The sequence below is a fragment of the Promicromonospora sp. AC04 genome (genome assembly GCF_003058225.1).
Classification (GTDB): Bacteria; Actinomycetota; Actinomycetes; order Actinomycetales; family Cellulomonadaceae; genus Promicromonospora.
The window spans coordinates 46,599-58,922 of record NZ_QBUG01000015.1 but is presented as its reverse complement, the minus strand read 5'-3'; the positions used below and the strand labels follow the sequence as shown (position 1 = coordinate 58,922).

Annotated in this window: 9 protein-coding genes; 3 read left to right on the top strand and 6 right to left on the bottom strand. The window is 69.4% G+C overall.

The window, feature by feature from the left end; all coding sequences use genetic code 11:
• Positions 1-3 precede the first annotated feature (3 nt).
• Positions 4-522, bottom strand: coding sequence for a hypothetical protein (locus C8K30_RS31520; protein ID WP_233257543.1), 519 nt, complete (start codon positions 520-522; stop codon positions 4-6).
• 419 nt (positions 523-941) lie between these two features.
• A complete protein-coding gene (locus C8K30_RS30540) occupies positions 942-1,559 on the bottom strand; it encodes a hypothetical protein (protein ID WP_146197623.1) in 618 nt (205 codons plus the stop codon).
• A 630-nt stretch (positions 1,560-2,189) separates the two neighbouring features.
• Between C8K30_RS30540 and C8K30_RS28385 the strand changes: the two genes are divergently transcribed.
• The 3 genes from C8K30_RS28385 (at position 2,190) to mobF (ending at position 10,155) form a co-directional block, all read left to right on the top strand.
• The gene (locus tag C8K30_RS28385; protein WP_146197622.1) at positions 2,190-2,591 is read left to right on the top strand and encodes a hypothetical protein; all 402 of its coding nucleotides are present in this window, start codon (positions 2,190-2,192) and stop codon (positions 2,589-2,591) included.
• A gap of 118 nt (positions 2,592-2,709) precedes the next feature.
• The gene (locus tag C8K30_RS28380; protein WP_108496258.1) at positions 2,710-4,443 is read left to right on the top strand and encodes a ParB N-terminal domain-containing protein; all 1,734 of its coding nucleotides are present in this window, start codon (positions 2,710-2,712) and stop codon (positions 4,441-4,443) included.
• Positions 4,444-4,845: 402 nt separating this feature from the next.
• Entirely contained in the window at positions 4,846-10,155 is a 5,310-nt protein-coding gene (gene mobF, locus C8K30_RS28375) for a MobF family relaxase (protein WP_108496257.1), read from the top strand.
• 57 nt (positions 10,156-10,212) lie between these two features.
• On the opposite strand, the gene C8K30_RS28370 is transcribed toward mobF, so the two are convergent.
• The 4 genes from C8K30_RS28370 to C8K30_RS28355 all read right to left on the bottom strand — a co-directional run bounded on the left by C8K30_RS28370 (position 10,213) and on the right by C8K30_RS28355 (position 12,110).
• Positions 10,213-10,764: a hypothetical protein gene (locus tag C8K30_RS28370; protein ID WP_108496256.1), complete on the bottom strand. Its 552-nt coding sequence runs from the start codon at positions 10,762-10,764 to the stop codon at positions 10,213-10,215.
• Between the two features lie 100 nt (positions 10,765-10,864).
• Positions 10,865-11,410 carry a hypothetical protein gene (locus C8K30_RS30535; protein WP_146197621.1) on the bottom strand — a complete coding sequence of 182 codons (546 nt, stop codon included), beginning with the start codon at positions 11,408-11,410 and terminating at the stop codon, positions 10,865-10,867.
• Positions 11,407-11,775 carry a hypothetical protein gene (locus tag C8K30_RS28360; protein WP_108496254.1) on the bottom strand — a complete coding sequence of 123 codons (369 nt, stop codon included), beginning with the start codon at positions 11,773-11,775 and terminating at the stop codon, positions 11,407-11,409. Before C8K30_RS28360 ends, C8K30_RS30535 begins: the two co-directional genes overlap by 4 nt.
• Complete coding sequence (locus C8K30_RS28355) at positions 11,772-12,110, bottom strand: hypothetical protein (RefSeq protein ID WP_108496253.1); 339 nt, start codon at positions 12,108-12,110, stop codon at positions 11,772-11,774. Before C8K30_RS28355 ends, C8K30_RS28360 begins: the two co-directional genes overlap by 4 nt.
• Positions 12,111-12,324: the final 214 nt, after the last annotated feature.

Here is a 12,324-nt window from a genome sequence, read left to right as displayed (position 1 = left end):
CCGTCAGTTCACGAGCACCTGTGCCTCACCCACCGAGACCTGGACGCTGCGCGAGAGCCCGTCCAGGTCCAAGGACCCGGACTGCCCGACACCCGTCCAGTCCACGACCCACTCACTTGTGGCCGTGACCGTGTACCGCCGCCCGGGCACGTATCCCGACTCACGGGTGTAGGTGTGCCCGCAATCCGGCGACGCCGACCTGCCCTGGCTCGCCGTGTACGGAGTGCCGGGGCCTGCGCACACCACCTGGGTGCCGTCGCCCATGTCCCACACGATCCGCTCCACCCGCGCTGTCGCGGACACCGTCACCGACCCCGCCGTCGCTGTCCGCGTGATCGGCCCGAACGTCTGCTCACCCGGATCCTGAACCCACAACCACGTCGGCAGGCCCACAATCCCGGCACCATCCGGCGCCGGCGACATCCCGATATCGATCGCCCGCAAGTTCATCCGCTCCACCGCGATCTGCGCCACCTCACCCGGCGACGGACCGACATCGGCCGCGCTCGGCGGCTCGGCCAACCAGATCGTTCCTCGCAAACTGCCTGCGACGGTGTAGCAGCCATAGATCGCGCCCTCACCCGGCGCATGCCCGTCCCACTCGGGAGCCGTGGCTGGTGGTTGGGGATCAACTGGAGTGGGACCCACATAGCAGTTCGCCATGTTGCTCCAGACGCCATGCTCTGAGGTACACGGCACGGGATCGGAGTTGCCGTCGGTATACCAGGCCTCCGACCTCCAGATGCATGGCGAGCCCGGCCCGGAATTGCTGGCCGGTTCCGAGTCAGAGGCCGGGAGCGGCTGCCCAGGTAGCGACGGTGTCTCCGGATCTGTTGCCTTGATCATGCACCTACCGGTGTCGCGATTGATCTGACAGTGCGGTTTAGCTCCGGATGCGGGTGCTGCCCAGGCCAGCATCAAGGCAGCGGCGAGGGCGGTGATCATGAGCCGGCGCATGGCGCCTTCTCCAATGTCTCCAGGGCCGCGACCCGCCATCCACCGTCCGGGTCGTCGTCATAGTCGTAGTTGGCAACGTGAAGACGCTCCCACGCTCGGTCGGCCCGGTCTGGGCTGACCACGGATGCTCCAGCGGAGTCGAGGACGTCGACGTCGCTGACGTCGTAGCAGACGTCCACTTGGACCGTGGGGACCAGGCCCGCTTTCGGGTCGGAGTTGTCAAGAATCACCGACTGCACCACGACGTCGGTGACCTGAGTACGCCCTGTCTTGCGCCACCCGTCTTTGCGCCACTGCTCAAGGTCCGCTTGTCGCACCTCGAGCTCGACGCTCGTGGCCACACGCTCGAGCCGGGAGGCTGGCGTGTTCGGATCGGATCCGACTTCGTCTACCAGCGCGTAGTAGGAACGGACTGCGTCTTCGGCGTTGGCGCGGGCGAGCACCCTCGGGTCAGCCGAGGTCGGCGATGGCGACGCAGAAACACTGGGCGACGTCGACTCGGTCGGCGTCGGCGTCTGAGACGAAGCGTCGGGGCTCGTGGTGCACCCGGCGGCGAGGGCGAGGAGTAATGCTGCCGTGAGTAAAGCTGGTGTGGTGCGCATGCTCGGGGGCCTGCCTCCCTCCATGCACCGCTGGGGCGATACACGGTGGTCTCCGACGAGGTCAAATAAGTCACGCGGGTGAAAACTGCGGGCAACCATTACCGCCGATCGTCTGTCGTTGCGCAAGGCAATTGGCTCGTCTGTTACACCCGTGAAACACGGCTTCCAGGGCCTGGGCATGAATCTCGTCAAGGTCGTCACGTTCGGAACCCTTGCAGGCGGGTGCACCATTTTGCGCACGCCTCTGGCCCCGCACACCATGGTGTGCGCTGGTGTTTACGCAGGTCAGGATGCGCACACCAAGTCGCCTGGAAACAGCCGAGGAGCGACGCGGGTCCCGGCCTGGGTGATGCCTGCGCGACTATTGGACAATCGTTCAAGTGTGCGCACACCGCTGGTGTGCGATGTCGTTTACGCGCAGAAGCACCAATTCATAATGCGAAATCATGGGTTGCGGGGAGGCGGCAGTACTGGCGGTGTGGGTGCGACTGGCGTGCGCCCGCCCCGACCTGGCGCCCCTCGCGGCCGTCGGGTCGCAACTACGATCGAGCGCGAGCGGCGGGGTGGGCTCGCTGGCTGGATGGTGTGCGCCAACGGAACGGAGACGGCGTTATGGGCCAGGAGCCCCTGGTGAGGATGACGGGCAGCGAGGTCCAGTGTGCGCGTGAGGGCCTGCGGCAAGAGCGTGCCGACTTGGCCCGGCTGCTGGGAAATGATGCTGACACCGTGCGCGACTGGGAGCGCGGCAAGACGTTCGTCCCGTACAGGGTCGCCGATCAGATCGGTGAGCTCGAGGCGCTCACCGAGCGCGCGGTCGTACAGCTCGTCGCGGAGCTGAGGGCGATGCCCCAACCCCGGGCGGTCGTGTACAGGGAGAACGAGATGCCCCCACGCGGGGACATCGCGAGGCTCGGCGGTCGGTGGTGGCGTCGCATCGCAAGACGGGCGGCAGCCGAAGTTCCCGGGACAAGGATAGGCACTCGTGCCGAATTCGATGCCATGGACCGTGAAGCGCAACCAAATGGAAACTAGTCGGAACTATTCGTAGAAATTAGCGCTGTTTCAAGTGGCAATGGGCAACTTGGTGGAATAGAATGGTGGTACAGGCCCGGGGAATAGCCCCAGGTCAGGACGGCAGAAGGAGCCGACCATGTCTGTAACGCTGGAGAACAAGAACGTCGAGAAGTGGGCTGGAAACAGCCCCGACACCAAGGTCGAATTCGGGTTCCTCGACCCCCGCACACTGTTGGTCGAGACGAACGTGCGCGCCGACGCGAACCTCACGCCCCGGTTCCTCAAGAGCATCCGCGACAACGGGGTGCTGATGCCGATCCTGGTCCAGCGCACCGAGCAGGGCCTGCGAGTCCGTGCCGGACAGCGCCGCACGCTGGCCGCCATCGAGGAAGGCCTCCAGACCATCCCGGCGATGATTGTCCGGGGCGACGAGGACCAGATCCGTCGACTGCGCGAGCAGATGGCGGAGAACCGCGACCGCCAGGACCTGCGGCACGCCGACTTCGTGGCAGCGTTCGAGCAGATGTCCCTGCTCGGCGTCTCCGCCGTGGAGATCGCCAACACGACGGGGCACAGCACGAGCGACGTGAAGGCTGCGCTCAAGGTCTCCAAGGCGAAGAAGGCCAAGGCCGTGCAGGCTAAGTACGACCTCACCCTGGACCAGGCCGCCGTCCTGGCCGAGTTCGAGAACGACACCGAGGCCGTCAAGGCCCTGACCGAGATCGCGATCAAGAACCCTGACAGGTTCGCCCACGCCGCCCAGCAGCGTCGCGACGAGCGCGACGCCGCCGCCCGGCTGACCGAGGCGACCAAGGCCCTGGCCGACGCGGGGATCAAGCAGGTCACCAACTGGAACACCGAGGTCAAGGACAACAAGGCCGCCAGGGAACTGCACAAGCTGCAGAGCGGCGAGGGCAACACCCTTACCCCCGAGGCGCACGCGATCTGCCCGCAGCGTGCCGCCTACATCAGCACGTCCTGGAACGGCGAGATCCACACCCGGCACGTGTGCCTGGACTACAAGGCGGCCGGGCACAAGCTGAACCACGCCAACCCCAACGACACCCGCACCGAGCAGGAGAAGCAGGCTGCCAGCGCCGAGCGGGCCGAGATGATCACGAACAACAAGGCCTGGAAGTCCGCCGAGACCGTCCGTCGCGAGTGGCTCGCGCAGTTCGCCAAGCGCAAGACCGCCCCGAAGGACGCAGCCACCTTCCTCGCCGGGTCACTGACCGGCGACACGCACAGCATCGAGAAGGCCAGCCTCGGTGCCCACGGTCTGGCATGCGAGTGGCTCGGTCTGAAGACCACCGGCGGATGGGGCAGCAGGCAAGCCCTGACCGACCTGATCGCCAAGGCAACCCCGGCGCACGCCCTGCACATCGCACTGGTCCTGGCCCTGGCGGCCATCGAGGAACGCACCGGGCTGCACACCTGGCGCAAGCCCGGCAACGAGTCCCGCTACCTGCGTGCCCTGGAGGCATGGGGGTACAACCTGTCGGACGTCGAGCAGATCGCACGCGGCCCCCAGAACAACCCTGCGGCCCGCACCGAGAAGAAGGCGGATGCCCCGAAGCCGACGGCCACCACGCAGCAGCCGGAGGTTGCCGCGTCGTCTTCGGCTGCAGCCGGGGTCCGGACCCCGGAGCAGGCGGAGCCCCAGGCCGCCAGCCGGGACAAGAACCCCGTCATGGCCGGTGTCGGCACCAACGTCGCACCGGCCAAGGGACGGCCCGCGCCCAACCCGGCCAAGGGCAAGCCCCAGGCTGCAGGCAGCGCCACGGGAGCCAAGCCGCAACCCGCGAAGCGGCAGCCGGTCAAGCCGCAGGCCGAGAAGGCAGCCAGCGAGCGGCAGCCCGCCAAGGTCTGAGCCCGGTAGTGCTCGCCACGTAGCACCAGCGCCAAGAGGCCGTCATCCCCGTTGGGCGGGGGTGGCGGCCTCTTCGCATGCCCTGGGGGAGGGGGCGGTCGTGTTTCGCCGTGGGGACTCATCCCCGCGTCTCTTCCCGCCCCCGGCCCACCCAGCCCGTTCCCCGTCACCTGCTCGCATCCCGCCGCCGAACGCACGCGACCCGACCCCGCCCGCCGCGCACTCGCGTCGTGCTCGCCGCGTCTCGCCGACGCGCGCGACCGGACCGGCGCCGGGCAGCCGGCCCTGGGTCCTCCCTTGGCGAAGGGAACACACCTCTTGCACAAGCTGTGAGCGGTGTCCCGAGTCAACTTTAAGTTGACACGCTCCGGCCCTGACCTGGGAGGGGGGTGGGGGGACGTGATGACGGTCCACGTGCTGAGCGCGGGAAGCGGGTACACGTACCTCACCCAGCAGGTCGCCTCGGGGGATGTCCCGCGTGAGCGGGGCATGTCGTTGACGGACTACTACATGCAGCACGGCAACCCGCCCGGCCGGTGGGTCGGGTCCGGGCTGGAACAGCTCGGGGTCTCCGGCCACGTCGCGGAGAAGCAGATGCAGTCCCTCTACGGCCTGGGCCGCCATCCGGACGCGGACCGGCTGGAGGTCGAGGCCCTGGCCCGCGGTGCGACGAAGCACGAGGCGGAGCGGGAGGGCTGGATCGGGCGCGCGTTCCCGACTTTCGAGGCCAGGCCCGATGACGGGTTCAAGTCCTCGCTGGAGGCCGCGCACGCTCAGTTCGCGCGGGAGAACGACCGGCAGCCGGAAGCGGGGATCGAGCGGGACCTGATCCGGTGGAACGTCGCGCGCTCTCTCGCGCAGCGGGAGCGGAACGAGAAGGGCTCGGGTAGGCCGGTCACGGACGCGGAGGTCGCGCGGTGGCTGGCCAAGCGCGGTCACCAGCCGCGGCGTGCGGTGGCGGGGTATGACCTGGTGTTCACGCCGTCGAAGTCGATCAGTGTCCTGTGGGGGCTGGGGGATCCGGACACTCGGGAGGCGATCACGAAGGCGCATACCGATGCCTGGCAGGACACGTTGGCGTGGATCGAGGCTGAGGGCGCGCTGACTCGAGAGGGTGCTGGTGGTGTGCGGCAGATCGACACCCACGGGCTGACGGCGGTGGCGTTCGACCATCTGGACTCCCGCACGGGGGACCCGAACCTTCACACCCATGTCGCGATCTCGGCCAAGGTCCCCGGCGTCGACGGGACGTGGCGGGCACTGGACGGCCGGGTCCTGCTCTCCTTGGCTGTCGCGGCCAGCGAGCGGTACAACACCAGGATCGAGCAGCTCCTGGTCGACCGGCTCGGCGTCGCGTTCCACACCGAGACGCGGGGTCGGGGCAAGCAGGGTGTGCGGGAGATCGTGGGGATCCCGAAGAAGCTCCGGGAGGCGTTCTCGCGGCGGCGGGCAGCGATTCAGGAGTCCTACGAGACCCTCAGGGCCGAGTATCGGGCGAAGTACGGGCACGAGCCGGAGTCGAAGATCGCGTACGCGCTGGCGCAGCAGGCCAACCTCGATACCCGTCAGGCCAAGGGCACCCCGGTCGGGCTGCGTGACCGGCTCCCGCAGTGGCACCGCGTCGCCGCCACGGTCCTGGGTAGTAGCAGCGCGGTCGCGCGGATGCTGGTCGGCGCATTGCACCCGCGACCCGGCACTGGCCGGGTGGTGGTCGACGAGCTGGAGGACGTGTGGCCCGCCGTCGCCCAAGACCTCGCGGGCCGCGGCATCGCCCGGTGGACGGCCCAGGACGTCACCGTGGCGGTGGAGCGGCTCGCGTACACCTGGCCGCGAGCACAGGTCTTCCGTTCCCTGCGCTGGCGCACGGCTGCTGGACGCCAGGCGGTGTTCGCGGACCTGGCCGCGCAGGTGCTAGCCGACGGTGATCTGGTGGACGCTTGCCTGACCGGTGTCGCGGACAAGCGCGCGACCTGGTCGACGTATCACCTGCAGGCCGAGGCCACGCGCCTCGCGAGGGAGCACGCCCCGACCGGGACCGGCCTGCTCGCGCTGTCTGCGACGATCGCGGGGCACGCGGTGGCCGGGAGTCTGCAGGTCACCCCGCCGGATCTGAACGAGCCCCCGGATGTGATGCGCCGCGCCGATGGCGAGAGCGTCTACTTCGTGCATGGCTCGACCCGGTACACCTCCCTGGCTGTCCTGGAAGCCGAGGACCACCTCCTGGCCGGCGCCCGCGCCCGCGGGGGCCTGATTACCGACCGGGCCACGGTGGGAGGTGCGGTGGCGCGGGTGGAGGCGGAGATCGGGTACAGGCTGAACGCTGGGCAGCGGGAGCTGGTGGCGCACTTCGCGACCAGTGGGGCACGGTTGGCGGCGGGGATCGGCCCGGCAGGGACCGGGAAGACCACCGCGATGCACGCCTTCGCGACCGCCGTGGACGACGCAGGTGGCCGGTTGATCGCGCTCGCGCCGTCGGCCGCCGCCGCCGAGGTTCTCAGCGTGGACCTCGGCGACCCGGACATCACCGCGGAGACGTTGGACATGTTCCTCCTGGCCAACGCCGGCCACGGCGGCGAACGGCTCCGGGAACGCCTCACCGTCGAGGAAGGCACAGTGGTGCTGATCGACGAGGCCAGCCTGGCCGGTACCCTCGCGCTGTCCCAGGTCCTGGCCATCGCCCAGGCGGCTGGGGGCAGCGTCCGGTTGCTCGGTGACCCGGCCCAGCTCGGTGCGGTTGCTGCCGGCGGCGCCCTGCGGTTGATCGCGGAGCAGGCCGGCGCTGTCGAGCTGACCCAGATCCACCGGTTCAACACCGGCGGCGAGGCCGAGGCCTCACTCCTGATCCGGGAAGGAAACCACTCCGGACTCGATTTCTACGTCACGCAGAACCGGACGCAGGGCGGGTCGGCGGCGCAGATGGCCGAGGAGATGTTCGCGAACTGGCAGACCGACTCCGACCGGGGGCTCTCCACGCTGATGATGGCGGCGACCAACGACCTGGTCACCGAGCTGTCCGTGCGTGCCCGCTTGCACCGCGTGGCCCGCGGCGAGGTCGAAGAAGATGGGGTGGTTCTGCACGATGACACCCGCGCCGGAGTCGGGGACGTGATCGTGACCCGTCTCAACAACCGGTACCTGCGCACCGAGCAGGCCGACGACGTCGACGTCGACGCCGGTGGGGGTGACGGGGGATGGGTGAAGAATGGTCACCTGTGGCGCGTTCAGGCCCGGGGCAAGAACGGTGATCTGCAGGTCCGGCACCTGGAAACCGGTGCCACCGTCGTGCTTCCAGCCGACTACGTCGCCGAGTACGTCGAGTTGGGGTACGCGACCACGATTCACCGTGAGCAGGGCACCACCGTGGACACCGCCCATGCCATGGTCGGGGTCGGCATGACCCGCAACGAGCTCTACACGGCGATCACCCGCGGTGCCGACTCGAACCGGGTGTACGTGGAGACCGACGACGTCCTGGACCTCGATCCCCACCGCCAGCCCAACCTGGAACGCGCCGTCCTGAACGCCTTGAAGGCGGTCCTGGATCGTGACGGCGAGGAGAAGTCCGCCTCGGCTGTGATCGAGGCGGAGTGGGACTACGCGCACTCGCTGGCCCGGTTGGTGCCGGAGTACGAGGACGCCTACCTGGCCTTCCTCGAGCCCGACCGCACCGGCCGCCTGGCCGAAGTCCTCCGGTCTGTTCTGCCCGAGCGCGTGGCGGACCAGGTCCTGGCCGACGAGGCCTGGCCCGCGCTGGCCAAGCGGCTGTCCCAGCACGAGGCCGCCGGCGCCGACGTTCAGAGCGTGGTGCAGCGCGCGACGGAGCAGGGGTTTCAGGGTGCGCGATCGATCGCGAAGGTCCTGCACTACCGCATCGGCCTGCCCCGACCCCGCACCACCGACGCGCGCGGGCTGCCGGCCTGGATCACGACGTCACCGGACACGACCGAGAACCTGGCCTGGAACGATGCATTGCCTTTCATACTCCCCGAGACCGGCCAGACCCACGACGCCCTGCCCGCCGATGCCCCGGAGCGACCGGAGCCCGCGGTGGATACTGCAGCCGACGACGTGGCTCGCACAATGCCCGAGGAACCGACGACGGAAACAGCACGGCCGGTCGATGCGGGGGAGCGGGCGCTGGTCGTGGAGATCACCGGCCACGCGTGGGCCTGGTGGACCCAGCAACGCGCCCACGTGTCCTGGGCTACCCGGTACATGACCGGGCGTGGCCTGGCCGACGCGGAATGGGGCACCGCACCCGCGACCTGGACCGGGCTGTCCGACCACCTGCAGACCCTCGGGTACACCCCCGAGCAGCTCGTCACCGCCGGGGTAGCGATCCGGACCCGGGCCGGGCGGCTGATCGATAAGTTCCGCAACCGGATCGTCTTCCCCTACCGCGACCAGAGCGGGACCGTCGTCGGCGTCACCGCCCGCATCAACCCCACCGCGGCCGACGAGCGCACGCCGAAGTACCTCAACACCCCCGAGACTGCCGCGTACCGCAAGCGTGAGCTCCTGCTCGGACTGGACCCGACCGCTGTCGCCCGCCTGGCTGCCGGGGCACGCCCGGTCCTGGTGGAGGGCCCGACCGACCACGCGGCCCTGCACCTGGCCGCCGCCGACCTCGCCGCGCGCACCGGTATCGAGATCGTGCCGCTAGCAGCGGGCGGCACCGGCATCACCGAGGCGCACATCCAAGCCCTGCGCGAGGCCACCGGCCGCGACCTGAGTGACCTGATCGTGGCCCTGGACCCGGACAACGCCGGCCGCACCGCTGCCGCCCGGGTCTGGGAGATGCTCACAGCGCACGAGGCCGCCCACGCCCAGGGCCTGGACCTGCCAGGCGGGACCGACCCCGCCCAAGCCGCTCTCGAAGATCCCGAGGCACTGGCCGCCGCGCTGGGCGAGACGGTTCCGCTGGCGTGGTTCGCGATGGAACCCAACCTCCAGCACATCCGATCCATCGACCACTCCGACCGGCAGACCTCCCTCCTGCGCGCCCTGGTCGACCACCTCTACGACCGGGTCGAGCTGACCCAGTGGTGGGACCTGGTCGACCACGTCGCCCGGACCGTCGGGGACTCTCCTGGCGCCGTCACGCACGTGCAGCTCGACATGGCATCTGTGCGGAAGATCATGACTGACTACGTCGCCGACCGGATCCTTGCCCAGGCACATGCCGACGCTGGCCCCGAAATCGACCTCACGGGCAACGCCGCTGCCGGGCAGGCGCAGATGATGACCGACCCGGTGGTGCAGGCATGGTTGGTTCGGCACGCGGATCTCATCGCCACCCGCCTGAACACCCTGGTCCTGGACGCTGTCACGGACCCGCAGCTGTGGATGGAGAGGATCACGCCACCGCCCTCGGCCGGTCCTGCCCGTCGAACGTGGAGCACGGCGATGCGGCAGGTTCTGGCCTACCGCGACCGGTTCCAGGTCACGCACCCCACTGACCCACTCGGGCCAGGCGGGTACGAGGGCGAGCGTGGCGACGCGTACACGGTTGCTGCCCGGGCGCTGCGGAGCATCACTACCGCCGGGGACACCGAGGCCAGGCTGGTGAATGAGCCCGGTCCGCGGCCGATGAAGCGCGTCCCGGTGGTCCTGGCGGAGGCACGAGCCCGCGCCCGGCAGATGCGTCGCGAGGCTGACGAACGCACCCGACGTGAATACGTCGAGCGGCAACGCGAGCGGGTGATCGGGTGAGCTTGGTAGCCCAGATGGCTCGGGGGCCGCACGATGGTGTCGTCCGGATGAGGTCGGTCAGTCGTCGAGGCGACGGGCAGCGGGCCGACCTCGGCGCGAGGTGGAGATCGGCATCGTCGTGAGCCCAGCGGCGCGGCGTGCTGCTGCGACGAACGCGTCGCGTGCCTGGCCCTCGGCGGCGCGTATCCGGTACCACGCGTCCACGTCCATATCGGCCAGGTCCAGCGCGGTGTACTCCAGCTCGCGGGCCGCGCGCCACAACTGGTACCCGGCCTGCACCGTGTTGCCGTCGGCGACGAGACACAACGTGTACCAGATGGTCGCATGCGACCGTTCCGAGGTTCCGAGTTGTTCGCGTGCAGTTTCTACGTGCAGGGGCGCTGACCGTGCCCCAGGCCGGTGCGGTGCGGAGAGCCGGTCCAGCACGTGGATGTGGGCATCGATCACTGCCAGGTACTCCGCACACAGGTCCAGACGCCGCGCATCCCAGCGCACGGCCTGCTCGCGCCGCCACTTATCGCTGTCTGCAACCCGCGTCGTGATCAACGTCCCGACCACGCCAATGACCACACCCAGCAACGCCAGTCCGTCCGCGAATGCACCACCCATGCCACCGAATCGTGCCAGGAGACCACCGCTGTCGACAGATTGCGTCAGAACCGAGTCGACCGAGCGCGTCCTCCCGCGCGTGGCTCTCGGATCCGCAGACTCAAGATCCTCGTGCCGCGCGGTGCTCGATCACAGTCCTGGCGGGACCCGAATGCAGGCCCGACGGCCCACCCGGACGGGTCAGCTCGCACAGCCGGGCGTGGATCTGCTCGACGCGGTCCGCGCAGTCTGGACAGGCGGGCGTGTTGTCACATGTCTCGCCGGTTTCGATCAGGTCGGCGGCTTCCCATACCAGGCGGTGGATCTCGGCCGGGCGAGCCGGGTCAAGGGCTCGCAGAGGTTCGAGCAGTTCGACGAGACCGGGAGGCACCGCACGCCGGGCAGGACGGGCCGCGAAGCAGGCGAGCGCACCCAGGAGCAGGCCAGCGGCTAGGGTCCAGGGCCGATCGTGCGGTTGGGAACGCTGCAGGATCACCAGACCGGCCACCGACATCAGGACCGCTCCGGCGAGCAGGTAGCGCTCGCGGGCGAGGTTGTGTGTCCGGGCGCGCTCGCCTGGGCCGGGGTCGAGCACGATCGTGGTGGCCGACGGCCAAGCCAGGCGGATACCCGCGACAGGGGCGTGCAGGGTGTGGTGGCGGGTCATGACGCCTCCTGGGGCATCCCTACGGGGGCGGTCACGCGCACCAGGACGGGGCGGTGCGCGGAGATCTCGGAGACCCATCCGGTCCAGGTCTGCCAGGCCAGGGCTGGATCGGAAGGTGCCGCCGGGAGGCCAAGAAGGACGGCCAGGGCCTGGGCATCACGGGTCGTGCTCACCGTGAGGATGATCTCGGTGACCACGATGGTGTCGGGCCCGAAGACGCGGACTGTGTTCTCGGCGGCCACGTCGAGGACGTTGACGCCGCACCAGTGGGTGATCACAGCCTTCTCCCACCCGTAGTCCTGTACCGCCGTACCGGCCGAGGCCGGCGTCATGGTGCGGGTCGCTATGGCGGTCTTGGGGTTCATCGGGGGCTGCCGACGGGGCAGATGGGTCCGGTCGGGTGGGCCGGGGCGTCGACGACAAGGTGCTGGTGGGCGGCCCGCCCGGCTCGGCACGGCCACGCACGTCGCCACCACGCCCACTGAGGTGCCCACCCGGGGGTGCAGCGGTGACAGCGACCGCTGGTGTCGGGTGCGTGGTCGGCCAGGATCGCGCGGAGTGCGCGGATCGTGCGTTCCAGCTCGGTGGGGGCCATGACGGCCACGGATGCGGTGTCGGCGTGCTGGAGCAGGTGCTCCACGTCGTCGAGGTAGTCGTGCACGATCTGGTCTGTCGTGATCTGTCCTGTCGTGTCGTGCATCGTGGGCCTCCCGGTCGGGTGGGTCGGGGCTTGGTGGGTTGGTGTCCGGGCCTTGGTCGGTCGGGGCGGGTGTGTGCACCAGTGGCGGCGGTCAGTGGCGCCAGGCGACGACGGCCGACACCAGTAGGGCCGCTATGACCAGCAGGTAGCCGACCAGCAGCAGGAGCTCGATCATCGGGATCCTCGCCTTCGATGTGGTGTCCGGGGTCTCGCG